Here is a 23,155-nt window from a genome sequence, read left to right as displayed (position 1 = left end):
GGCGGGCCGGTCTGCGGCACATCGCCGACCCGGCGGCGCGGGAGCCGGAGGCCGTCACGCCGGTCCAGCCCGTGGACGCCGGTTCCGGTCGCCTCTGCGGAGGCGAGCTGGCGCGCGTCCCCCGGAGTCCGTCCGGCCGTCACCCGGCCATACGGGCGGCCGTCTCGACGAGCCGGTTGGCGTAGCCCCACTCGTTGTCGTACCAGCCGAAGACCTTCGTCAGCTCGCCGTCCGCCTGGGTCAGCGCGGAGTCGAACACACAGGACGCGGGGTCGCCCACGATGTCGCGGGACACGAGCGGGTCGGTGCTGTAGCGCAGGACGCCCTTCAGCTCCCCGTCCGCGGCCTCGGCGAAGGCCCGGTTGACCTCCTCCACCCCGGCCGGGCGGGCCAGGACCACGGCGAGGTTGGTGAGCGAGCCGTCCTCGACGGGGACGCGCAGCGCGACGCCGTCCAGCCTGCCGGCGAGCTCGGGCAGCACCTCGCCGACCATGCGGGCGGCCCCGGTCGTGGTCGGGACGATGTTGACGGCCGCCGAACGGGCCCGGCGTGGGTCCTTGTGCGGGGCGTCCAGCAGCCGCTGGTCGGCGGTGTACGCGTGCACGGTCGTCATGAAGCCGTGGACGACGCCGAAGTTCTCGTGCAGCACCTTAACCATCGGCGCGACGCAGTTGGTGGTGCAGGAGGCCATGGAGACGATCCGGTGGAGGCGGGGGTCGTAGGCCGCGTCATTGACGCCGGGGACGATCGTCACGTCCACGCTCCTGCCGGGGGCGGAGATCAGCACCCGGCGGGCGCCGGCCTTGAGATGGCGGGCCGCGTCCTCCCCCGTGCGGAACCTGCCCGTGGCCTCGACGACGACATCGGCGCCGTACCCGGCCCAGTCGATGTGGGCCGGGTCGCTGTGCGCGGTGACCGGGATGCTGCGGCCGTCCACCTCGATGGAGGAGGCCGTCGACGTCACCGGCACGTTCAGAGGGCCGTGCGTGGAGTCGAACCTGAGCAGGTGGGCGAGCGTCGCCGCGTCCGTGAGGTCGTTGACGGCCACGACCTCGATGCCCATCGGCAGCGCGCGCCGCAGCACCGCCCTGCCGATCCTGCCGAACCCGTTTATGCCGATCTTCATGGTGGTCCTCCCGGAGAGTTGGCGGTGCCGCCATCGTCCGCCGCCCCGATCAGACGGCCGTAGAGGCGTAGGTGCCGGGAGGACGGGCGTAACAGCCCCCAGCGAGAGGGCCTTCCGCCCGGGCTCGGCAGGCCCATGCGGCGGATGTCCCCCACCGGCGTGGTGAGGCACTGGGTCAGGCTCGGCCCGCCCAGACGGCGAGCGTCCTGCCACCGGCGTGGTGGCGCATACGGGCCAGCGACTCGCGCTCCAGCCGGCCCATCCACGCGCTCGGCACCCCCACCGTCGCGGCCGTCTCCCGCCGGGTATGTTCGGTCGTTCCGTCGAGGCCGAACCGCAGCCGTACGATCAGCGCCTGGCGGGGCGCGAGGGCGGCCGTGGCCGAGCGGAGCGCGCCGGCCAGCGCGGCCTGCTCCATCGCCGCCTCCGGGCAGGCCCAGACCGCGTGCTCCACGGGTTCGCTCCCGGAGGACGGCTCGGCGAACGGAGGGCCGCCGGCCGGCCGGGCGTCGAGGGCGACGCAGTCCCGCGCCAGCAGCCGCCAGGCCAGCACGCGGTCCACCGGCCGCCCCAGCTCCGCGGCCAGGCGCTCCGCGGACGGCGCGTGACCCGTCTCGCCGGTGAGTCTCTCCTCTGCACGGGCCAGCCGGTACATCTCGTCCCGCACGTGTCCCGGGATGCGGATGAGCCCGCTCGTCTCCTGCCCCTTCTGGATCGCCTTACGGATCCACCAGGCGGCGCAGGTGGAGAAGCGGAAGCCGCGTCTGTGGTCGAAGCGGTCCACCGCCTCGATGAGGCCGAGGTTGCCGTCCTGGATCAGGTCGGGAAGCGACGCGCCCCGGTGGAGGTGCCGCCTGGCGATCGACACGACCAGGCGGAGGTTGGCCCGGATCAGATGGTCGCGTGCCCGCAGGCCGTCGGCGGCCACGGCCTCCAACTCGTCCGCGTCCGGTCGGCTGGGGTCCTCGCCGAGCAGATGGCGGGCGTACACGCCCGCCTCGATCCGCCGCGCCAGCCCGGCCTCCTCCCCCGCGGTCAGCAGCGGGGTCTCGCCGATGCGGGCCAGGTACGTGTCCGGCGGACCGGGCGGGAACGATCTCCGGCCGTGTCCCTGCTCGTCCACGCTTCACCCCTCCGTCCGTGACTCGTGCCCTCTGTAATGAGACCGCCCGACCCGGGCGATGTGCAGCGGCGAAGGTCCCGCCGCGCCGGGGCCTACGGCCCGCGGACGGCGGCCGATCCGAGGTCCTTCGGCGGTGCGTTCCGCCCCTGCCGCGCCGGAGTTCGCGGGTGTGGGCTTGACGAGTCGGCATCGAGACAAGGAGGTCACGATGAACCTCGTGGAGCGGAGCCAGGGACGGTTCCTCTTCCCGGAGCTGCTGGAGCTGCTGGAGAGCCCCGTCTTCGGGTTCCGGCCGTTCGGCCAGGTCATCAGGGTTGAGGACTTCGTCGCGGACGGCAGATACGTGCTGCGGGCGGAGCTGCCCGGCATCGACCCCGACAAGGACCTCGAGGTGACCGTGGGGCACGGAGTGCTCCACATCCGGGCCGAGAAGGCCAGGGAGGTCAAGTACGCCAAGGAGCCGCGCCGCTCCGAGATCGCCTACGGCGCGTTCTCGCGCTCGGTCACGCTCCCACCGGCGGCCGAGACCGAGGACGTCACGGCCGCCTACAGGGACGGCGTCCTGGAGATCACGGTCGGGCTGAAGGAGGAGCACACGGCCGAGGGCCGCAGGGTTCTCGTTCAGCACTGTCCGCGGGACGGACCGCCACAGGCCACCGGGGTCCGTACGGGACGGGCGCGGGCCGGGCGGGCCCCCGCCCGTCTCCGTGCCGCCGGTCACGCGTCCGGGATGACTTTGGTCCCCGTGATGGGTGACCTCCGCTCGCAGAGGCGGGCGGTGGCAGGGACGACAGTGGAGACGGAACCGACGAAGGGGACAGCGATGACGGTCACACAGGCACGGGAACAGGCGACCGCGCACGTGGCATGGCGGGGTTTCCGCGGTGCGGCCTGGCGCGGCCAGGTGGACGTGCGGGACTTCATCCAGGCCAACTACACCCCGTACGAGGGCGACGGGTCGTTCCTGGCCGGGCCGACCGAGCGGACCCGCGCGGTGTGGGCGGAGGTGTCGGACCTGTTCGGCGAGGAGCGGCGGCGCGGCGTCTACGACGTGGACGCCGCCACGCCCTCCTCGATCACCTCGCACCGGCCCGGCTACATCGACTCGGACAAGGAGCTGATCGTCGGCCTGCAGACCGACGCCCCGCTCAAGCGGGCCATCATGCCCAACGGCGGCCTGCGGACGGTGGAGACCGGGCTGGCCGCCTACGGGTACCGGCTCGACCCGGCGGTCCGGGAGATCTTCACCCGGTACCGCAAGACCCACAACGACGGCGTCTTCGACGCCTACACCCCGCAGATCCGGGCGGCCCGCCGCGCCGGAATCATCACCGGGCTGCCCGACGCCTACGGCCGCGGCCGCATCATCGGCGACTACCGCCGCGTCGCCCTGTACGGGGTGGACCGGCTGATCGAGGCCAAACGCGCCGAGCAGCGCTCCCTCGACGACCGCTTCTCCTCCCCCGACGTGATCCGCGACCGGGAGGAGCTGGCCGAGCAGATCTACGCCCTGCACGAGCTGAAGCGGATGGCCGCCTCCTACGGCCACGACATCTCCGCCCCCGCCGGCACGGCGCGCGAGGCCGTCCAGTGGCTGTACTTCGGCTACCTCGCGGCGGTGAAGGAGCAGAACGGCGCCGCGATGTCGCTGGGCCGCACCTCCACCTTCCTCGACGTCTACCTGGAGCGGGACCTCGCCGAGGGGCTGCTCACCGAGCAGCAGGCCCAGGAACTGGTCGACGACTTCGTGATCAAGCTGCGCATCGTCCGCTTCCTGCGCACCCCCGAGTACGACCAGCTGTTCTCCGGCGACCCCACCTGGGTGACGGAGTCGATCGGCGGCATCGGCGCGGACGGCAGGCCGCTGGTCACCCGGACCAGCTACCGCTATCTCAACACCCTGCGCACCCTCGGCCCGGCCCCCGAACCCAACCTGACCGTGCTGTGGTCGCCCCGGCTGCCCGAGCCGTTCAAGCGGTTCTGCGCGGCCCTGTCCATCGAGACCAGCTCGATCCAGTACGAGAGCGACGAGCTGATCCGCCCCCGGTACGGCGACGACGCCGCCATCGCCTGCTGCGTGTCCGCCGCCCCCGTCGGCACGCAGATGCAGTTCTTCGGCGCCCGGGTCAACCTCGCCAAGGCCCTGCTGTACGCGATCAACGGCGGCCGCGACGAGATGACCGGCCGGCAGATCGGCCCGGCCTATCCGGCGCTGACCGGCGACGTGCTCGACTACGACCAGGTGGTCGCGGCCTACGACCGGATGCTCGACTGGCTCGCCGCCACCTACGTCAACGCCCTCAACGTCATCCACTACATGCACGACAAGTACGCCTACGAGCGCCTCCAGATGGCGCTGCACGACTACCCGGTCAGGCGCACCCTCGCCTGCGGCATCGCGGGCCTGTCGGTCGCCGCCGACAGCCTGTCGGCCGTCAAACACGCGACCGTCCGGGTGGTCCGCGACCAGACCGGCCTCGCCGTGGACTACGAGGTCGAAGGCGACTACCCCGCCTACGGCAACAACGACGACCGCGCCGACGCCATCGCGGTGGACCTGGTGCGGTCGTTCATGGACAAGATCCGCCGCCACCCGTCCTACCGGGGCGCCGAGCACACCCAGTCGGTGCTCACCATCACCTCCAATGTGGTGTACGGCAAGCACACGGGCAACACCCCGGACGGGCGCAGGGCCGGCACGCCGTTCGCCCCCGGCGCCAACCCGATGAACGGACGTGACCGGCACGGCCTGGTCGCCTCGGCGCTGTCGGTGGCCAAGCTCCCCTACGACCAGGCGCAGGACGGCATCTCGCTGACCAGCACCGTCACCCCTGAAGGGCTGGGCCGTACGGGCGAGGACCGGGTCGCCGATCTGGTGGGCCTGCTCGACGGCTACGTCGACGCGGGCGGCTTCCACATGAACGTCAACGTGCTCGACCGCGCCACGCTCGTCGACGCGATGGAGCACCCGGAGAAGTATCCGCAGCTCACCATCAGGGTCTCCGGCTACGCCGTGAACTTCGTCCGGCTGACCCGCGAACAGCAGCAGGACGTGATCGACCGCACCTTCCACGGCGCGCTGTGATGCGGGAGAGGCTGCTGGACGACTCCACCGCCCGGCTCCGCCAGGACGCCGCCGCCGAGCTCTCCCAGGCGGAGCCGGCGGCCGGCCGCGGCGTCATCGAGTCGTGGGACCTGTCGGTCGGCGTGGACGGCCCCGGCACCCGTTTCGCGGTGTTCACCTGCGGCTGCCCGCTGCGCTGCCTGTACTGCCACAACCCCGAGACCTGGCGGATGCGCGACGGCCGCCGGGTCACGGTGGACGAGGTCATGGCCGAGGTGGACCGCTACCGGCGGTTCATCTCAGTCGCCGGCGGCGGGGTGACGGTCAGCGGCGGGGAGCCACTGCTGCAACCCCGCTTCACCGGTGAGGTGCTGCGCCGCTGCCACGAGAGCGGCCTGCACACCGCGCTGGACACCTCCGGCTTCCTCGGCGACCGCGCGAGCGACGCCCTGCTGGCCGACACCGACCTCGTACTGCTCGACATCAAGTCGTCCGACCCCGAGGGCTACCCGCGGCTGACCGGGGGAAGCCTGGAGCCGACCCTGCGGTTCGCCCGCCGGCTGGCCGGCCTCGGCCGCCCGGTCTGGGTGCGGTTCGTCCTGGTCCCCGGGTACACCGACGCCGAGGACAACGTGGACGGCCTGGCCCGGTTCGTCGCGACGCTCGGCAACGTCGAGCGCGTCGACGTGCTGCCCTTCCACCGCATGGCCGCCGGCAAGTACGCCCGGCTCGGTCTCGTGTTCCCCCTGGCCGACGTCAGGCCGCCGGACGGCGCCCTGCTGCGGCGCGTGCACGCCCAGTTCGCCGCGCACGGCGTCACCAGCGTCTGAGCCGGGGTCTGCGCCGGGACCTCCGCCCTGCGTACGGCCCGGCCATGCGGTCTCGGCGGGGAAGCGGGCGGCCCGGCAGGACGATCACGCCGTCGGAGACGGTCAATGACACCCGGCGGCCTGCCGGGCCCCTCCGGCCGCCCGCTCACCCGCCGCTCCTCAGCCCTGCGCCCGGTTCGCGGCCACCTGCTCGGCGACCTGCCGTGCCCAGGCACGCACCCGGTCCGGATCACGGTAGTCGCCGCCGGTTCTCTCGGCGATCGCGGAGGCGAGGAAGCCCGTGGCGTCGCGGGCGAGCCGTCCGCCGAACGTCCGGTGCTCACGTGCGCCGAGAGCGGCCGACGCCCGGGCCGCCTGGGAGACAGGCGGGATCTCGGTCTCCTGCGCGGACCGGTCGAGCGGCCCGCTGCTGAACAGCCACACCGCCCGTCCGGACAGCGCCGCGGCATGCCTGCGGGCGAAGCGCCGGGCGTCCTTGTGCCAGCGTCCCGCGTACAGCGCGCCGCCCAGCACCACGGCGTCGTAGGCGGTCACGTCGCGAACCTCCGCGGCGTCCGCCACATCGGTCTCGAACCCCTGGCCGCGCAGGGTGTCGCCGATCCAGCCCGCGATCTCCGCGGTCGAGCCTCGTTTGGATCCGTAGGCGACCAGCACCCGTGTCATGGCCGGACCTCCTTTCTTAGACGTGTCGGCTGCAGCCTCCCGCCCCGATCACCGGGCGGACAGCGGCGAGACGATCCCCGCCCCCGCCACGCGCCCGATCCGGTACGTGTGGGCCGTCGCCCGGCTCGCCCTCGGCTGGGTCTTCCTGTGGGCCTTCCTGGACAAGCTGTTCGGCTGGGGCTTCGCCACCCCCGCCGCCAAGGCGTGGGTCAGCGGCGGCAGCCCGACCACCGGCTTCCTCAAGGGCACCGCGGACGCGACCTTCGGCGGGCTGTTCACCGCCCTGGCCGGGCAGGCATGGGTGGACTGGCTGTTCATGGCGGGCCTGCTGGGCGTCGGCGCCGCTCTCATCCTGGGAGTGGGCCTGCGCGTCACCGCCGTGGCGGGCGGGCTGCTCCTGCTGCTGATGTGGGCGGCCGAGCTGCCGCTCGACACCAACCCCTTCGTCGACGAGCACATCGTCTACGCCATCGTCCTGGCCGGCCTGGCCCTGGCCAGCGCCGGCGAGACCCTCGGCCTCAGCAGGTGGTGGGCCGCCACTCCCTTGGTCCGCCGGTTCCCCATCCTCAAGTAGACCCCGTCCGGCCTCACGGCCCCTCGGCTCCGGTGCCCGCCCCCCGCCCCCGGGGGCGGGCACCGGCATGGATGCACACCGGCCGGCTACCGGGGGAGCGCCCGTAGTAGGCGGCTCGCATCAGTGCCTGCATGTCGTCCAGCATCGGCATGCGGGGATTGGCCGGCGCGCACTGGTCCTCGTACGCGTTGAGCGCCTGCTGTGGGAGCGCGTCGAGGAACGCCTGCTCGTCGACGCCGGCGCGGCGGAAGGAGGGCTCGATCCCGACCGCGTCCCGCAGGCGCTCGACGGCCGCGGCGAGGGACTCGACCCCCTCGGCCGGCGTGGCCGCGGGCAGGCCCAGCGTCTGGGCGATCTCCTGGAAGCGCTCGGGGGCCCGGTAGTCCTCGTACTTGGGCCAACCCGACAGCTTCGACGGGACGGTGCCGTTGTAGCGGATGACGTGCGGCAGCAGGATGGCGTTCGTGCGCCCGTGGGCGACATGGAAGGTGGCGCCGAGCGTGTGCGACATGGCGTGCACGATGCCGAGGAAGGCGTTGCCGAAGGCCATGCCGGCGATGGTGCCGGCGTTGTGCATCTTCTCTCTGGCCTCCGGGTCGGCGCCGCCGCGGGTGACCGCGCGCTCCAGGTAGCGGAAGATGATCCTTATGGCGTGGAGGGCCGGGCCGTCGGTGAAGTCGCTCGCGTAGACCGACACGTACGACTCGATGGCGTGGGTGAGGGCGTCGAAACCGCTGTCGGCGGTGACCACCGCGGGCAGGTCGGCGGCGAGGACCGGATCCACGATCGCGACGCTCGGGGTGAGCGCGTAGTCGGCCAGCGGGTACTTCTTGCCCGTCGCGGTGTCGGTGATGACGGCGAACGGCGTGACCTCCGCCCCCGTGCCCGACGTGGTCGGCACGCACACCAGGCGGGCGAGCTCGCCCAACGTCGGGAAGCGGAAGGCGCGCTTGCGGATGTCGAAGAACTTCTCCTTCATGTCCGCGAAGACGACCTCGGGATGCTCGTACCGCAGCCACATGACCTTGGCTGCGTCCATCACCGAGCCGCCGCCGAGGGCGACGATGGTGTCGGGCCGGAAGGCGCGCATGAGATCGGCGCCCTTGTCCACGGTCGCCACGCTCGGCTCGGGCTCCACGTCGTCGATGATCTGCAGGGCCACCCGCTCGGCCCGCCGCCGCAGCACGCCGGTGACGCGGTCGACGTATCCTAGCTGCGTCATCACGGCGTCGGTCACGATCGTGACGCGGTGCACGTCCCGCATATCCGCCAGGTAGCGGATCGCGTTCGGCTCGAAGTAGATCTTCGCGGGGACCTTGAACCACTGCATGTTGTTGGTGCGCCGCCCGATCCGCTTGATGTTGAGCAGGTTGACGGCCGAGACGTTGTTCGACACCGAGTTGTGCCCGTAGCTGCCGCAGCCGAGGGTCAGCGAAGGCAGGAACGCGTTGTAGATGTCGCCGATGCCGCCCTGGGAGGCGGGGGCGTTCCAGATCACCCGCACCGCCTTGACCCTGACGCCGTATCTCTCGGCGAGCTCGGCGTCCTCGGTGTGGATGACGGCGCTGTGCCCGAGGCCGTCGAACTCGACCATGCGCTCGGCGAGGGCCAGACCCTCCTCGCGGCTGCGGGCCCGCAGGACGGCGAGCACCGGGCACAGCTTCTCCCTGGTCAGCGGCTCGCGCGGACCGACCTCGGCCACGGGGACGAGGATCAGAGAGGTGTCCGGCGGCACGGCGAACCCGGCCTGCCCGGCGATCCAGTGGGGTGTGCGCCCGACGACGTCCGGGTTGAGCCTGGCCTCGGAGCAGGAGTCGCCGCGGGCCGTCACCCCGAACACGAACTCCTCCAGCTTCGCCTTCTCCTCCGGCGTCGCGACGTACGCGTGCAGCCGGGCGAACTCGGCCAGCGCCGCGTCGTAGATCTCCTCGTCGAGGATGACGGCCTGCTCCGAGGCGCAGATCATGCCGTTGTCGAACGTCTTGGACAGCACGACGTCGTGCACCGCCCGGCGCAGCTTGGCCGTCCGCTCGATGTAGGCGGGGACGTTGCCCGCGCCCACTCCCAGGGCCGGCTTGCCGGCCGAGTACGCGGCCCTGACCATGGCGTTACCGCCGGTGGCGAGGATGACCGACACGCCCTGGTGCCGCATGAGCGCGCCGGTCGCCTCCAGCGAGGGCTCCTCGATCCACTGGACGCAGTGTTCGGGAGCGCCGGCGGCGACGGCGGCGTCGCGGACGATCCTGGCGGCCTCGGCGCTGCAGCGCTGGGCCGCGGGGTGGAACGCGAAGACGACGGGGTTTCGCGTCTTCAAGGCCAGCAGGGCCTTGAAGATCGTGGTCGAGGTGGGATTGGTGACGGGGGTGACGCCGCAGACCACCCCGACCGGATCGGCGATCTCGACGATGCCGTCGATCTCGTCGCGGGACACGACGCCGACCGTCCTGAGCCCGGCCATGCTATGGGTCACGTGCTCGCAGGCGAAGATGTTCTTGACCGCCTTGTCCTCGAACAGCCCGCGGCCCGTCTCCTCGACGGCGAGGCGGGCGAGCGCGGCGTGCCGGTCCAGCGCGGCGACGGACGCCTTCTTCACTATGTGGTCGACCTGCTCCTGCGTGAAGGACTCGTACTCCGTCAGCGCCTTCTGCGCGCCGGCCACCAGTGTGTCGATCGCGGCGTGCACGTCGGCGGGCAGGGCGGCTCCGGCCGGGGAGTCGGTCATGTGGATCACCTCATGGGCTCGGTCGGCAGGCTTGTCACCTCCATCGTCCTGAGGCCGGCACGCCCGGGCCGCTGCGCAACGGCCTCTCTCCTGGGGACCAAGGTCATCGGTTCCGGCGGCCGTCGAGCGCACGCGGCGGGGGCCGGGCAAGGGTTGCCGGTCCCTCGATCCGGCGACGTAGGTCCTCACCCGCCCACCCCACCGGCCCTGTCCCGGACCGGCGTGAGCGAGAACACTGGCACCGTGAACACGACATCCGACTCTCACGCGGGTGTGGTGGAAACGAGAGGAAGGTGCGCCGTGAACTCTCCGTTCGCCACCCACGTCGCCTTCACCCGGCTGCTCTGCGCCGCCGGGCAGGCGCCCTCGGTGCTGAACACGCAGCCCTGGCGAATCAAGGCGGTCCGGGGAGAGTTCGCCGAACTGCTGGCCGACCCCGACCGGCGGCTGCGGGTCGGCGACCCCCGCGGGCGGTCCCTGCACGTCAGCTGCGGCGCCGCCCTGTTCAACCTCCGGCTCGCCGTACGGACGGCCGGTCACCGGCCGCTGGTCTGGCTGCTGCCGAACACCGCGGAGGAGCCCCGGCTCCTGGCCGCCGTCCGCGTGTCGACGTCCGGACCGGCCTCCTGGCGGACCCGCGACCTCTACGAAGGCATCGGCCTGCGCCACACCAACCGTGAGCCGTTCAGCGAGTGGCGGATACCCGAGCACGTGCTCACCGACCTGCGGGACGCCGCCGCCCGCGAGGGGGCCCGCCTGGTCGTGCTCGGCCGCCGTGCCTCGGCCGGCCTGCTGGAGTGCGTCGCCGTCGCCGACGACGAGCTGGCCGGGGACGCCGCCTACCAGGCCGAGCTGCGGGCCTGGACGATGGGCGGAAGCCGCGGCGAGGGCCTGCCGACCTACGTGCAGGGACCGGCCTGTGCCGACGACCCGGCTCCGGTCCGGGACTTCGGGATGCACGGGGGACGCGGGCCTGTCCGCTTCGAGCCCCGTCCTCAACTGGCGGTGCTCACCACCGCCGGCGACGGCCCCGCCGACTGGCTGCGCGCGGGCCAGGCGTTGCAACGCGTGCTGCTGACCGCGACCGTCCACGGGGTCTCGGCGTCGTTCCTCAACCAGCCCCTCGACCTTCGCGACATGCGCGGCCGCAGGGACCCCCACCACCGGGACGGGCACCTTCAGATGATCGTCCGCCTGGGATACGGCCCCCCGGTCCCCCGCGCGCCCCGCCGTCCCCCTGCGGAGCTGAAGGAGACCGGTCCGGCCTGAGGGATCTTCCGCGTCTAGGACGGGAGCGCCGGGGCGGACGGCGCCTCGGGTGCGCCCGGCAGGCGCGACCCGGTGGGCAGCAGCGGCGCGCACGCCTTGACCGCCGCCCCGTACGTCGCGGACAGCGCGTCGACGCGCTCGCCTTTGATGTCCAGGTTCACCAGGCCGTCCGAGGAGACCGCGACCTCGGGGAATCCGGGCAGGCCGTGCGAGCGCATGCAGGCGCTGAACCGCCCGGCGTCCGCGGCGGGCTCCCGTGGCGGGGCGGCAGTCGACTGCCGGACGCCCGCGGCGACGAGCGCGGCGAGGACGGTGGCGGCGAGGACCGCCGTTCTGATCGTCGATCCGGACATGAGGGTTGTCTCCGTTCTGCCGTCCGGCTGCTTTCCACGGGTCCAGACAAACAGCGGACCGGTTACCGGGCGGGAACGGCGGCGGTTACCGCGATGTAACCGGCGGCCGGGCATGCTGGGGATCATGAGGGTGCTCTTGGTCGAGGACCACGAGGAGCTGGCGCACACGGTGGCCGCCGGGCTGCGCCGGGAGGGCATGGCCGTCGACGTGGCCCTCGACGGCGACGCGGCGCTCGTGCGCGCCTCGGTCCACCGGTACGACGTCGTCGTCCTCGACCGCGACCTGCCCGGCCGCCACGGCGACGATGTGTGCAGGTCGCTGGTCGCCTCAGGGTATCCCGCTCGGGTGCTGATGCTCACCGCCGCCGCGACGGTCGACGACAAGGTCACCGGGCTGGGCATCGGAGCCGACGACTACCTGCCCAAGCCGTTCAGCTTCGCCGAGCTGGTCGCCAGGGTGCGGGCGCTGGACAGGCGGACCACCCCCGCCCTCCCGCCGGTGCTCGTCCACGGAGACCTGCGCGTGGACCCGGCCACCCGCGTCGCCACCCGCGGCGGGCGCCGGCTGGGGCTGAGCCCCAAGGAGTTCGCCGTGCTGGAGCTGCTGCTTGCGGCGGGAGGCGCGGTCGTCTCCGCGGAAGACCTGCTGGAGCGCGGCTGGGACGAGTTCGCCGACCCGTTCACGCAGACCGTCAAGGTGACGATCAGCCGGCTGCGCCGCAAGCTCGGCGACCCGCCGCTGATCGAGACCGTGCCCCAGGCCGGATACCGGATATGAGGCCGGCGGTACGGCTGCGCCTGACCCTGCTCTACGGAGGACTGTTCCTGGGGGCCGGTGCGCTGCTGATCGCCCTCGTCTACATCCTGGTCGAGTTCTCGCCCTTCCCCGTGGCCCCGGCCGCCCCCGGAGCACCCGGAGCACCCGGAGGGATCGGCCCGTCCGTCCAGACGCCGCCGGCGGGCCGGCCGGACAGCATGCGGCTGCTGGTCAACTCCGCCATCGCGCTGGCGGTGATGGCGTTCGCCGCGGTCCTGCTGGGGCGGCTCATGGCCGAGCGGGTGCTGCGCCCGCTGGGCGAGATGACGGCCGCCGTGCGGCGCATCACGGCGGACCGCCTCGACAGGCGGCTGGCCGCCTCCGGCCCGGACGACGAGCTCAAGGAACTGGCCGACACCTTCGACGAGCTGCTGGACCGGCTGGAGGCCGCGTTCACCGCGCAGCGCCGGTTCGTCGCCAACGCGTCTCACGAGCTGCGCACTCCCCTGACACTGCAGCGGGCCATGGCCGAGGTCGCGCTCGCCGATCCGGAGGCGGACGCCCCGTCGCTGCGAGCCGTGCTGACGCGCATGCTGGCCGCGGGCGAGCACCAGGAACGGCTCATCGAGGCTCTGCTCACGCTGGCTCGCAGCCGGCAGGGCCCGCACCATCAGGAGCCCCTCGACCTGGCGGCGATCACCGGGATCGCCCTCGACCGTCTCGGGAACCCGGAGCCCCGTGTCGAGTCCGCACTGCACCCGGCACCCGCGTCCGGCGACGGTGCCCTGATCGAGCGCCTCGTCGCGAACCTGCTGGACAACGCCGTCCGGTACAACGTGCCCGGCGGGTGGATCAGGGTGGAGACCGCCGTGGTGTCCGGACGCCCCACCCTGACGATCACCAACAGCGGCCCCGTGATCCCGCCCGACCGGGTCGACATGCTCCTTGAGCCCTTCCAGCGGCTCGAGACCGCGAGGAAGGCCCGCGGCGACGGCCTGGGGCTGGGCCTGTCGATCGTGGCCGCCATCGCCGAGGCGCACCACGGCACGCTTGTCGCGCGCCCCCTCCCGGCGGGAGGACTCGAGGTGACCGTCGCCCTGCCCGGCCGGCGGACCCCGGCCGGTACGGATTCCGGGTCCCGGGCGCCGGCCACGCGATCGTGACACGCCGGCCGTGATCGGGAGCACGCATGCCCCGCACCGCGTGTACTCCAGGCCGCCGAAGTCGCGGCCGGCGCCTGGACGACCAGATCGAGCCCGCGGTCAGGCGTCCCGCCAGCGGTGGAAGGCGGCGGCCTGGCCGACGAGGGCGCCGTCCGCGCCGAGGAGGTTCCACATGGTGAGGTCCTCCACCCAGAACCGGCGGCCCGACTTCGCCACCCGCAGGCCGCGGTAGCCCGTCGCGTACCCGTCCCCGGCGACCGCGTCCAGCAGTTCCTGCCGGCTCTCCCGGCTGCCGGGGAGGGCGGACAGCCGCGACGGCATCCCCACGAACTCCTCCCAGCCGTACTCGAAACACCGCTGCGCGGTCCTGTTGGCGTAGGTGAAGAGCGGGTCGGGGCTCGCGTCGTGGGCCAGCAGCCCGAAGGGGGCGTCCTCGTACAGCCATTCCCCCGTGGCCTCCGGGCGGCCGAGGGGCGTCCCGACGAGGCGCAGGTGGCACGAGGTCAGCAGGGCGTGGAAGCCGGGGTCGTTCACTGGGGTACCTGACGTGCCTTCCGGGTGGTGCCGTTCTCGCAGGCCAGTGTAGGAACCCCAGGTCAGGAGGGTGCGGGCGGGCCCGCCATTAGTCCGGCGGCGTCACGGGCCCCTCCCCCGCACCCGCCGGGACGGCCGGGGCGGCCGTCCGCGCCTTCGGGCCCGGGCCGGCCATCAGCGCCGTGACGTCGTAGACGACGGTGGCGGCGGCGAGCGAGGTGACCTCCGCGTGGTCGTACGCGGGGCTCACCTCGACGACGTCGGCCCCGACGAGGGAGTCGCCGGGCAGGCCCCGCAGCAGGCGGAGCAGTTCGCGCGAGGTGAAGCCGCCCATCTCGGGGGTTCCGGTGCCGGGCGCGAACGCGGGGTCGAGGACGTCGATGTCGACCGACAGGTACACGGGCGCGTCGCCGACGCGCGTGCGGATGCGGTCCAGCACGCCCTCGACGCCGAGGAGGTCGAGGTCCCCCGCGCGGATCACCTGGAAGCCGAAGGCCGCGTCGTCGGCCAGGTCCTGCTCGTCGTAGAGCGGGCCGCGGATCCCGACGTGGATGGAGTGGTCCTCGACCAGGAGCCCCTCCTCGAAGGCCCGGCGGAAGACCGTTCCGTGCGTCCGCGACGCGCCGAAGTAGGTGTCCCAGGTGTCGAGGTGGGCGTCGAAGTGGACCAGGGCCACCGGGCCGTGCACCCGGTTGACGGCCCGCAGCAGCGGGAGGGCGACCGTGTGGTCACCGCCGACCGTGATCAGCCGGTGGCGGTCGGAGACCAGGCCGGCGGCGTGCCGGTCGATCTGCTCCAGCGCCTCGTCGATGGAGAAGGGGTCGCAGGGCACGTCGCCCGCGTCGACCACCTGCACCCGCCGGTAGGGCGCCACGTCCAGGTCGGGATGGTAGGCGGGCCGCAGGTTGCGGGACGCCTGCCGGACCGCGGCCGGCCCGAACCGGGCGCCGGGACGGAACGACGTGCCGCCGTCGAACGGCCGCGGCACCTCCGTCCCCGAAACCGGCCCCCGGATGCCGTCCCGCCCGTCCGCCGTGCCCATGCCGCCGCCTTCCGTCATGTCTCCTCGCTTCCCGCTCCCCGCTCCCACCCGCCGCGTCACTCCCCCCCGCGTCACTCCACCACGCGTCACTCCACCACGGGCGGCGGGAAGGACCGCGGCGCCGGGTTCAGCGCGCGGACGTGCCGGGCGACCTCCCCCGCCGTCGCGATCCAGAGGGTGGGCAGGGAGGTCATCATCTCGATGAGCTGGTCGAGCGCCCGCAGACGCGCCGCGCGACCGGACAGGAAGGGGTGGTTCGTCAGGGAGAAGCAGCCCCCGTCCTCGTGGATCGCGCGCAGTTCGAGCGACCACATCTCGAGCACCTTCGCCGGGCTCTCGATGACCCCCGACCCGAACACCTCGGGCACGTAGGCGTACTGCTCCCAGTCGTCCAGCGCCCAGTGCACCGGGATCTCGACCAGTGACCGCGCGCCCCGGCCCCCGTGCTCGGCCAGGAGGTACGGCACGTCGGAGTCCATCAGGCTGCTGTCGTACTCGAACCCGCGGTCCAGGAGGAGCCCCGGGGTGGCGTACGTGGTCTCCCACATCGGCGCCCGATAGCCGGCCGGCCGCAGCCCCGCGACCCTCTTCAGCGCGGCCAGGCCCCGGTCGAGCATCGCCCCCTCCTCCTCGGCCGACATGCCGCGCACCGACTCGTGCAGGTAGCCGTGATGGGCGATCTCGTGCCCGGCGTCGACGATCCTGCCGATCAGCTCGGGGTAGCGCTCGGCCGTGTAGCCCGGCACGTAGAACGTCGCGCGCAGGTCGTGCCGGCGCAGCAGCCGCAGGATCCTCGGCACCCCGGTCAGCGGGCCGTACGCCTGATGGGACATCACCGACAGGCGCGTCGCGCTGCCGGGGTCGGCGGTCAGGACGACGGCCTCGGCGTCCAGGTCGAAGCTGAGCACGGCCGCGGCGGTCGCTCCCCCGGGCCAGGCGACCGGGTCGGCGGGGCGGGTCGCGTCGCGGGCGGCCGGCGCGTCGTGCTCCGTCCCCGCGCCCGGCTCGGACACGGACAGCCGGACCCTGCTCGCCTCCGGCTCCCCGTGGGCCGACGGCGGCTCCTGCACCGACAGCCGGACCCTGTTCGCGTCGGCCTCGGGAAGGACCTCCGGCGGCTCCGGCACGGACGGCCGGACCCGGGTGGAGGCCGTCTCCGGCCGGTCGGCGTCGCGGACGAAGTCGACCGGCCCGGGCTCCTCGCCGGGCCAGCGGAGCACGGCGTCGGCCTTCGGCGTCTCGGCCACCACGCGGCCCCGGGCGACGACGAAGCGCGGACGCACCTGGCGGCGCAGGACGTCGACGCCGTCCTGCGCGGGCAGGACCAGGAACGACGCCGGCCTCCCCTCGGCCAGGCCGTACCGGTCGTCCAGGCCGAGGACCGCGGCGGCCCGCTCGGTCACCATGCCGTGGCACGCGGCGATCTCCGCGGGCGCGGTCATCTGGGTGGCGAGCGCTCCGACGAGCGCGACCTGCGCCGGGTTCGCCGTGCCCAGCGGGAACCAGGGGTCCATGATGTCGTCGTGGCCGAACGCCACGTTGACTCCCGCGGCCAGCATCTCCTTGACCCGGGTCAGGCCGCGGCGCTTGGGGTAGTCGTCGAAGCGGCCCTGCAGGTGCAGGTTGACCATGGGGTTGCACACGAGGTTCACGCCGGAGCGCAGCAGCAGGCGCTGCAGCTTGTAGGCGTAGGCGGCGTTGTAGGAGCCCATGGCCGTCGTGTGGCTCGCCGTGACGCGGTCCCGCAGGCCGGTCCGCAGCGCCTGGGTCGCGAGCACCTCGACGAACCGCGACTGCTCGTCGTCGATCTCGTCGCAGTGCACGTCGACCCGCAGGCCGTGCTCGGCGGCGAGGGCGACGGCGATCTCAAGGGAGCGCACGCCGTCCTCGCGGGTGTCCTCGTAGTGCGGGATCGCCCCGACCACGTCCACGCCGAGACGCACCGCCTCCCCCAGCAGCCGCTCACCGTCGGGGAAGGAGCACACGCCCTCCTGGGGGAAGGCGACGATCTGCAGGTTCACCACGTCACGGACCGACTCGCGCACCTCCAGCAGGGCCCGCAGCGCGACCAGCGACGGGTCGGTGACGTCGACGTGGCTGCGGATGTGCAGGACGCCGTTCGCGACGTACCAGCGCAGCACCTGCCGCACCCTGCCGGCCACGTCGTCGCGGCTCAGCAGGGGCTTGCGCTCGGCCCAGCGGGCGATCCCCTCCCACAGCGTGCCGCTCTCGTTCCACCGCGGTTCCCCGGCGGTCAGCACCGAGTCGAGGTGGACGTGCGGCTCGACGTACGGCGGGGTGAGCAGCCCGCCCTCGGCGTCCAGCACCGTGACCCGCCCGTCGGCCGGGACGGAGCCGGCCGGGCGGATCGCCGCGAACCTACCGTCGCGGACGAGCACGTCGACCGGCTCGGGCCGGCCCGGCATCCGGCCGTCGCGCACCAGAAGATCTGTCACCTGTTCCCCCGATCAAGCGGTCCCGAATGCGATGCGAACGATCAGGCGGTGTGCCGCACGCCCGTCTCCCCCACCATGCCCGGGACGGCGGCCGACCGCCTCCCGGCGACGTAGTAGACGAGCGCGGAGACGACCGCCCCCGCCAGCCACGACAGGTCGACGCCGCCCAGCGCGCGGGCGCCGGGCCCCTGCAGGAACGCGGGCACGCCGTACGAGAAGGCCCAGGTGGCGAAAGCGCCGGCGAGGAACGCGACGACGGCGGACCAGCGGACGTCGGCGAGGCGGCTCGCGCCCGCCGGCTCGAACAGCGCGTCCACGTCGACGCGCTCCCGGGCGAAGAGCCAGTAGTGGATGAGGACCACCGCCGCCCACGGCGCCACCCAGGTGACCATGCCGGCCAGCCAGGCGTCCAGCGTGTTCGCGAAATCCTGCTGGTAGATGAGGAAGAGCGTGAACACCGTGGCCAGCACGCCGACGCCGTACGTGAGCTTGCGGCGGTCGACGTTCCAGTCGAGGGTCTGCGCGCACAGGGCGCAGGAGTACATGTTGAGGATGTTGGTGGCGATCGGCCCGTGGATGACGAGCAGGATCAGCGGCACCGCGAGCGCGCCGAACGCGCCCACCACGAGCTCGCCGGGGTCGACCTTCTGGCTCACCGTCGCCAGCGTGGCGCCCAGCACGCCCAGCCAGACGACCGGGACGAACTGTCCGAGCACCGAGGCCCAGAACAGTCTCCCCCGGGGCATCTCACGCGGGACGAAGCGGGAGTAGTCGGAGGCGTACGCGAACCAGGTGATGCCCCACCCGATCCCGATGGCGGTCATGACGGTGCTCATCGCCGACAGCCGCGCGCCCCCGGTGAGGTGCTGTCCCGCCCAGTCCCAGTGCACGCCGGTCCGCGTCCACGCGATGACCGACATGGCCAGGACGACGAGGAGGGTGACCGGGACCGTCCAGCGTTCGAAGGTGGCGATCGCCCGGAACCCGAACGCGGCGATCAGCACCTGGGCCGCCATGACGAACAGGGCGACGACGATCTTCACGCCGGTGCCGCCGGAGATGCCGACCTTGGCGAACAGGGCCATGACCAGGTCGAGGATGATCCACGTGTTGACGGCGCACCAGCCGATCGCGATCACACCCTGGATCGCGGCCGGCAGGTAGGCGCCGCGCCGGCCGAACGCCGCGCGGGAGAGCACCATCTGGCTGACGCCCGTGCGCTGCCCCATCAGGACGAAGAAGCCGAAGACGGCCATGCCGACGACGTTGCCGAGGACGAGGACGAGGACCGTGTCGGCCAGGCTCAGGCCGAGGCCGATGCCGAGGGCGCCGAGGACCCAGTTGATCGGCGCCAGGTTCGCGCCCGCCCAGATCCAGAACTGATGGGCCGCCGTGGACGTCCTGGCCTCGTCGGGCACGGGGAGCAGCCGGTGCTCGACCGCCTCCCTGGCGTCGGCCGTCCGCGCCGCCGGATTCCCCGCTGAACTCTGCATGTCCCGCTCCCTTTGCCGGAGCCCCGATATAAGTGGAAAGTCTCGCCTTCGGCCGGGTCGGACGACAATGGACGATCCGTCAACAGACGCCGCGGTCGTGATAGACAACCTGACATGGCGATCTGCCTGTCCAACCTGATCAGGCACCCCGTCGTGCAGCGGGGCGACCCGGTCGTGCTCTCCGGCGCCGACCTTCTCGACAGGCCGATCCGCTGGCTGCACTCCAGCGACATCTACGAGATCGCCCCGCTACTCCGCGACGGCGACATGCTGCTGACGACCGGCCTCGGCCTGGAGGGACGGGGTGAGGCGGAGCGACGGGCGTACGTCCGGCACCTCGCCACCCGAGGGGTGGCCGGCGTCGCCCTGGAGCTGTGCCGGTTCTTCACGACCGCCCCCATGGACATGGTGGAGGAGGCCGAGCGCCTGGGCCTGCCGATGCTGGGCTTCCGCGCCCTCGTGCCGTTCGTCGAGGTGACCGAGGCGGTGAACAGCACGATCGTCGACGTCACCGTGCACCGGCTGCGCCGGATGGACGAGGTCTCGCGCGGCCTTTCGGAGGTGCTCGCCAACGGCGGCTCCGTCGGGGAGCTGGTGGCCCGGCTCGCCGCCGTCCTCGACCGTCCCGTGTCCCTGACCGGACCGCTCAGCGAGACGACGGCCGGCGACCAGGCCCATGCCCGCCGGAGCCGTGGGGAGCCGGAACCGGAGCCGGATCGCGCGCCCGTCGTCCTCAACGGCGCCGTCTGGGGGTGGCTGCACACCCGCCACGGGGACGGCGAACGCCTCGTCGAACAGGCGGCTCTGGAACGCGCGGCCGAGATCGTGGCGCTCGGGCTGCTCCGCGGTGAACGCGAGGCGGTCTCCCACAGCTCGGAGCGCCGCCGGCTGGTCGCGGCCCTGCTCTCCGGCCGGGGCGACCGCGAGGGTCTGCGGGCCCGGGCGCAGGCGGCCGGGCTGCCGCTGTCCGCGGACGGTTACGTGGTGGCGCTGGCGCGCGACGACGACCCGGCCCTGGCACTCGCGGCGCTCGACCGGGCCGCCCGAGCGGCGTCGGCGCCGCCGGGCGCGCGGTCGCTGCCATCCCCCGCGGTCGTGACGGCGGAGGCGGACGGCCTCTGCTGCACCGTTCTCACCACCGTGCCCACCGGCCCGGGGTCGCCGCGCCGGCTCGCGGCCCGCCTGTCCGCGGAGCTCGCCGACGCCCTCCCGGTGACCGGGGCGGGCGCGGTGGGGCCGCCCGTCCGGGCGGTCGAGGACCTGGTCCACAGTGTGACGGAGGCGCGGCTCGTGCTGCGGTTCGCACGTCAGGTGGCGCCGCGCACGCACGTCGCCGACGCCGCCGCGCTCGGGGCGGAGCGGGCGCTGCTGCGGGCCTACGACGTGGACGGACTGGCCCGCTACGTCCGCGAGCAGCTCGGCCCGCTGATCGACTACGACGAGCGCCGCGGCACCCGGCTGCTCGACACCCTGGAGACGCTGCTGACCTCCGCCGAGGGCAAGGCCGAGGCGGCCCGCCGGCTGCACCTGCGCCGTCAGACGCTCTACCAGCGGCTGCGGCGGATCGGCGAGCTGCTCGACGCCGACGTGGAGGCTCCCTGGACCCGGGCCGGCCTGCTGCTGGCGCTGCGCGCCCGCCACCTGCTGGGCGACGACTCCCTGACCCGGTGACGCCTCCCTGACCCGGTGACGGCGGCCTCCTCACGCGTAGCGGTGATCGTCACCTTGGCCGGCGGACTGATCGGCGCGATCAGCCGTCAACCGGCCCAAGCCGCCATCGGCCCCGTCACCTGGCCGGCCCGGCGCCTCATCCCCCGTCCCCGGCCCGGTTCGTCCGGATGAGCGTCTCCACCGCCGCCGCGTCGGGAAGCGACGGACTCGCTCCGGTCCTGGTGGTGGCGAGCGCGCCGGCGGCCATCCCGCGCTGGATGGCGGTGCCGTCGTCCAGCCCGGCGGCGAGGGCGGCGGCGAAGAAGCCGGTGAAGGCGTCCCCCGCGGCCGTCGTGTCGACGGGTTTCACCTGGTAGGCGGGGAAATAGCGGGTCCGGGTCGCGGTCACCGACAGGGCCCCGGCCGAGCCGAGGGTGATGAGGGCGTGCCCCACGCCGCGGTCGAGGAACCAGGACGCGGCCCGCTCGGCGGACGTCACGTCGGTGACCCGCACCCCGGTCAGTTCGCTCGCCTCGTTCTCGTTGGGCGTCGCGATGTCGACGTGCTGCCACACGTCGTCCGGAAGCTCCTGCGCGGGGGCCGGGTCGAGCACCACCGTCAGCCCGGCGGCCGCGCCCGCCTTCGCCGCGTGGCAGGAGACCGGCACGGGGACCTCCAACTGGAGGAGAAGCAGGCTGACCTCGCCCTCGACGGCACGGATGCTCTCGTCGACCGCGTCCGTGTCGAGAGAGGCGTTCGCCAGCGGGGTGATGACGATGTCGTTCTCGCCGGAGGCGTCGACCCGGATGTGCGCGATGCCCGTGCGGCCCTCGACCGTGCGGACCTGCGACAGCGCGACGCCGTACGCCTGGAGCTCGGACAGGACGATGTCGCGGAACGGGTCCCGTCCCACGCACCCCGCGAGCCAGGTGGGCGATCCGGCGCGGGCGGCGGCCACGGCCTGGTTGGCGCCCTTGCCGCCGAGGACGAGGCTGCAGTCGTAGCCGAGCACGGTCTCGCCGGGGCGCGGCAGTCGCCGGCTGTACGCGGTGACGTCCGCGGTGATGCTCCCGACGACGAGCACGCCATCCGGTCTCATGCGATCCTCTCCAAACCGAGCAGTGGTGTCGCGCCTGGGCGTGCGCATGCTCCCCGGCGGCCGAGCCGGCTCATCTCGCCCGGGTCCTTCCCGCCGGGGAGGGCGCGGCGGTCCCGGCGGGCGACGTCCTCGGCGGCGCGGTCGACGCCCGATCGACCAGCTTGGTGCCGAGGACGACGCGGCGCGGCATGTCGTCGACGTGCCGCGGGTCCAGCCTGCGCAGGAGCAGTCGCATCGCGAGGACGCCCTGCTCCACCATCGGCCGGTCGATGACGGTGAGCGGCGGCCGGAGCAGGGGCCCGGTGTCCAGGTCGTCGAACCCGATGAGGCTGATCTCGTCGGGAACGCCGACGCGCATGTCGTGCAGGGCCTTGAGGGCGCCGAGCGTCATGAGGTTGTTCGCGGTGAAGACCGCGGTGGGGGGTTCGGGGAGCGAGAGCAGGGACAGGGTGAGCTGGTAGCCGCTCTGCTCGCGGAAGTCGCCGATCAGATCGTGCTCCGGCGCGATCCCGATGCCCGCGGCGGCGAGCGTCTCCAGGAAGCCTTCGCGACGGCGGCGGCCGGGTGTGGTGTCGACGGGCCCGCTGATCGCCGCGATCCGGGTGTGCCCGAGGCCCATGAGGTGCTCGGCCGCCTGCCGGGCTCCGCCCGCGTTGTCGACCAGGATCGCGTCGAAGTCCTCACCGTCGGCCAGGTCCCGGTCGACGAACACCAGCGGCACGCCGGCGTCCCTGACGTTCAGCGGGGTCCTGTCCTGCTCCGTTGCGGGAGCCAGGACGATGCCGTCCACTCGCCGCACCATGTCGGCGATCACGTCGTCCTCGCGCTCGCCGCTCTCGTCGCTGTTGGCGAGCAGGATCCGGTACGGCTCCGTCCGCGTGACCGACTCCATCCCCTTCACGACCGCGGCGAAGTAGGGATTGGTGATGTCCGGGACGACGACACCGATGGTGTAGGTGCGTCCCGATTTCAGCGACTGGGCCGCGGCGCTCGGCGAGTAGCCGAGTTCGTCCACGGCCGTCTGGATCGCCGCGGACGCGCGCACCCGCCGGCCACGCAGGAAACGCGAAACGGTCGCGGCGGACACGCCTGCACGAGCCGCTACCTCATGGATGGTGACCACTCTGCTCCTGGTGAAACCGTTGTCAGAGAATGGTTGCACCTTTGCACCCCGGGCGGTCAACAGCACGGGCTCCCCCTGTTGCGGAGTTGTTATCCGCGCCGGTCCGGGGGGGCT

The 23,155-nt window shown here is 73.1% G+C and carries 18 protein-coding genes; 7 read left to right on the top strand and 11 right to left on the bottom strand.

Going from position 1 to position 23,155, the window contains the following annotated elements:
• Positions 1–139 precede the first annotated feature (139 nt).
• Together gap and Mco01_RS35355 are read right to left on the bottom strand one after the other, a co-directional pair.
• Entirely contained in the window at positions 140–1,297 is a 1,158-nt protein-coding gene (gap, locus tag Mco01_RS35360) for a type I glyceraldehyde-3-phosphate dehydrogenase (protein ID WP_275410669.1), read from the bottom strand.
• Between the two features lie 4 nt (positions 1,298–1,301).
• Complete coding sequence (locus tag Mco01_RS35355) at positions 1,302–2,249, bottom strand: sigma-70 family RNA polymerase sigma factor (RefSeq protein WP_204061174.1); 948 nt, start codon at positions 2,247–2,249, stop codon at positions 1,302–1,304.
• Positions 2,250–2,457: 208 nt separating this feature from the next.
• On the opposite strand from Mco01_RS35355, the gene pflB reads away from it, so the two are divergent.
• Positions 2,458–5,334 carry a formate C-acetyltransferase gene (gene pflB / locus Mco01_RS35345; RefSeq protein ID WP_344057034.1) on the top strand — a complete coding sequence of 959 codons (2,877 nt, stop codon included), beginning with the start codon at positions 2,458–2,460 and terminating at the stop codon, positions 5,332–5,334.
• Positions 5,334–6,143, top strand: a complete 810-nt coding sequence (gene pflA / locus Mco01_RS35340; RefSeq protein ID WP_204061173.1) for a pyruvate formate-lyase-activating protein — start codon at positions 5,334–5,336, stop codon at positions 6,141–6,143. Before pflB ends, pflA begins: the two co-directional genes overlap by 1 nt.
• A 159-nt stretch (positions 6,144–6,302) precedes the next feature.
• On the opposite strand, the gene Mco01_RS35335 is transcribed toward pflA, so the two are convergent.
• On the bottom strand, positions 6,303–6,806 hold the full coding sequence (locus Mco01_RS35335; RefSeq protein ID WP_204061172.1) for a flavodoxin domain-containing protein: 504 nt from the start codon (positions 6,804–6,806) through the stop codon (positions 6,303–6,305).
• A 22-nt stretch (positions 6,807–6,828) separates the two neighbouring features.
• Between Mco01_RS35335 and Mco01_RS35330 the strand changes: the two genes are divergently transcribed.
• The gene (locus tag Mco01_RS35330; protein ID WP_372445020.1) at positions 6,829–7,380 is read left to right on the top strand and encodes a hypothetical protein; all 552 of its coding nucleotides are present in this window, start codon (positions 6,829–6,831) and stop codon (positions 7,378–7,380) included.
• A 13-nt stretch (positions 7,381–7,393) separates the two neighbouring features.
• Here the strand turns inward: Mco01_RS35330 and adhE are convergent, their stop codons facing one another.
• The gene (gene adhE, locus Mco01_RS35325; RefSeq protein ID WP_372445019.1) at positions 7,394–10,111 is read right to left on the bottom strand and encodes a bifunctional acetaldehyde-CoA/alcohol dehydrogenase; all 2,718 of its coding nucleotides are present in this window, start codon (positions 10,109–10,111) and stop codon (positions 7,394–7,396) included.
• A gap of 291 nt (positions 10,112–10,402) precedes the next feature.
• Between adhE and Mco01_RS35320 the strand changes: the two genes are divergently transcribed.
• Positions 10,403–11,371 carry an Acg family FMN-binding oxidoreductase gene (locus Mco01_RS35320; protein WP_204061170.1) on the top strand — a complete coding sequence of 323 codons (969 nt, stop codon included), beginning with the start codon at positions 10,403–10,405 and terminating at the stop codon, positions 11,369–11,371.
• A 14-nt stretch (positions 11,372–11,385) separates the two neighbouring features.
• Here Mco01_RS35320 and Mco01_RS35315 read toward each other — a convergent pair whose 3' ends face one another.
• Entirely contained in the window at positions 11,386–11,724 is a 339-nt protein-coding gene (locus Mco01_RS35315) for a hypothetical protein (RefSeq protein WP_204061169.1), read from the bottom strand.
• Between the two features lie 124 nt (positions 11,725–11,848).
• Between Mco01_RS35315 and Mco01_RS35310 the strand changes: the two genes are divergently transcribed.
• Positions 11,849–12,502 (top strand): response regulator transcription factor, encoded by a 654-nt coding sequence (locus Mco01_RS35310; protein WP_204061168.1) that lies wholly within the window; start codon positions 11,849–11,851, stop codon positions 12,500–12,502.
• Complete coding sequence (locus Mco01_RS35305; protein ID WP_204061167.1) at positions 12,499–13,644, top strand: sensor histidine kinase; 1,146 nt, start codon at positions 12,499–12,501, stop codon at positions 13,642–13,644. The genes Mco01_RS35310 and Mco01_RS35305 overlap by 4 nt, the downstream gene beginning before the upstream one ends.
• Before the next feature lie 99 nt (positions 13,645–13,743).
• On the opposite strand, the gene Mco01_RS35300 is transcribed toward Mco01_RS35305, so the two are convergent.
• From Mco01_RS35300 to Mco01_RS35285, 4 genes are all read right to left on the bottom strand, one after another.
• Positions 13,744–14,178 carry an MEKHLA domain-containing protein gene (locus tag Mco01_RS35300; RefSeq protein WP_204061166.1) on the bottom strand — a complete coding sequence of 145 codons (435 nt, stop codon included), beginning with the start codon at positions 14,176–14,178 and terminating at the stop codon, positions 13,744–13,746.
• A gap of 88 nt (positions 14,179–14,266) precedes the next feature.
• Complete coding sequence (gene speB / locus Mco01_RS35295; RefSeq protein WP_204061165.1) at positions 14,267–15,238, bottom strand: agmatinase; 972 nt, start codon at positions 15,236–15,238, stop codon at positions 14,267–14,269.
• A 68-nt stretch (positions 15,239–15,306) separates the two neighbouring features.
• Complete coding sequence (codA, locus tag Mco01_RS35290; RefSeq protein ID WP_204061164.1) at positions 15,307–17,676, bottom strand: cytosine deaminase; 2,370 nt, start codon at positions 17,674–17,676, stop codon at positions 15,307–15,309.
• 41 nt (positions 17,677–17,717) lie between these two features.
• Positions 17,718–19,169 (bottom strand): purine-cytosine permease family protein, encoded by a 1,452-nt coding sequence (locus Mco01_RS35285; protein ID WP_204061163.1) that lies wholly within the window; start codon positions 19,167–19,169, stop codon positions 17,718–17,720.
• 114 nt (positions 19,170–19,283) lie between these two features.
• On the opposite strand from Mco01_RS35285, the gene Mco01_RS35280 reads away from it, so the two are divergent.
• Positions 19,284–20,840, top strand: a complete 1,557-nt coding sequence (locus Mco01_RS35280; protein WP_204061162.1) for a PucR family transcriptional regulator — start codon at positions 19,284–19,286, stop codon at positions 20,838–20,840.
• A gap of 136 nt (positions 20,841–20,976) precedes the next feature.
• On the opposite strand, the gene Mco01_RS35275 is transcribed toward Mco01_RS35280, so the two are convergent.
• A complete protein-coding gene (locus Mco01_RS35275; protein WP_204061161.1) occupies positions 20,977–21,918 on the bottom strand; it encodes a ribokinase in 942 nt (313 codons plus the stop codon).
• Between the two features lie 70 nt (positions 21,919–21,988).
• Positions 21,989–23,041: a LacI family DNA-binding transcriptional regulator gene (locus tag Mco01_RS35270; RefSeq protein ID WP_275410668.1), complete on the bottom strand. Its 1,053-nt coding sequence runs from the start codon at positions 23,039–23,041 to the stop codon at positions 21,989–21,991.
• Positions 23,042–23,155 lie beyond the last annotated feature (114 nt).

Source organism: Microbispora corallina (assembly GCF_016863035.1).
Lineage (GTDB): Bacteria > Actinomycetota > Actinomycetes > Streptosporangiales > Streptosporangiaceae > Microbispora > Microbispora corallina.
The sequence above is the reverse complement of the archived record's forward strand: the minus strand, read 5'-3'. Positions and strand labels throughout refer to the sequence as shown.

What these genes read in the sequence shown, in the direction of transcription:
- pflB (WP_344057034.1), top strand. Translation starts at nt 2,458, where the DNA reads ATGAACCTCGTGGAGCGGAGCCAGGGACGGTTCCTCTTCCCGGAGCTG.
- pflA (WP_204061173.1), top strand. Translation starts at nt 5,334, where the DNA reads ATGCGGGAGAGGCTGCTGGACGACTCCACCGCCCGGCTCCGCCAGGAC.
- Mco01_RS35335 (WP_204061172.1), bottom strand. Translation starts at nt 6,806, where the DNA reads ATGACACGGGTGCTGGTCGCCTACGGATCCAAACGAGGCTCGACCGCG.
- Mco01_RS35315 (WP_204061169.1), bottom strand. Translation starts at nt 11,724, where the DNA reads ATGTCCGGATCGACGATCAGAACGGCGGTCCTCGCCGCCACCGTCCTC.
- Mco01_RS35310 (WP_204061168.1), top strand. Translation starts at nt 11,849, where the DNA reads ATGAGGGTGCTCTTGGTCGAGGACCACGAGGAGCTGGCGCACACGGTG.
- Mco01_RS35305 (WP_204061167.1), top strand. Translation starts at nt 12,499, where the DNA reads ATGAGGCCGGCGGTACGGCTGCGCCTGACCCTGCTCTACGGAGGACTG.
- speB (WP_204061165.1), bottom strand. Translation starts at nt 15,238, where the DNA reads ATGACGGAAGGCGGCGGCATGGGCACGGCGGACGGGCGGGACGGCATC.
- Mco01_RS35285 (WP_204061163.1), bottom strand. Translation starts at nt 19,169, where the DNA reads ATGCAGAGTTCAGCGGGGAATCCGGCGGCGCGGACGGCCGACGCCAGG.
- Mco01_RS35280 (WP_204061162.1), top strand. Translation starts at nt 19,284, where the DNA reads ATGGCGATCTGCCTGTCCAACCTGATCAGGCACCCCGTCGTGCAGCGG.
- Mco01_RS35275 (WP_204061161.1), bottom strand. Translation starts at nt 21,918, where the DNA reads ATGAGACCGGATGGCGTGCTCGTCGTCGGGAGCATCACCGCGGACGTC.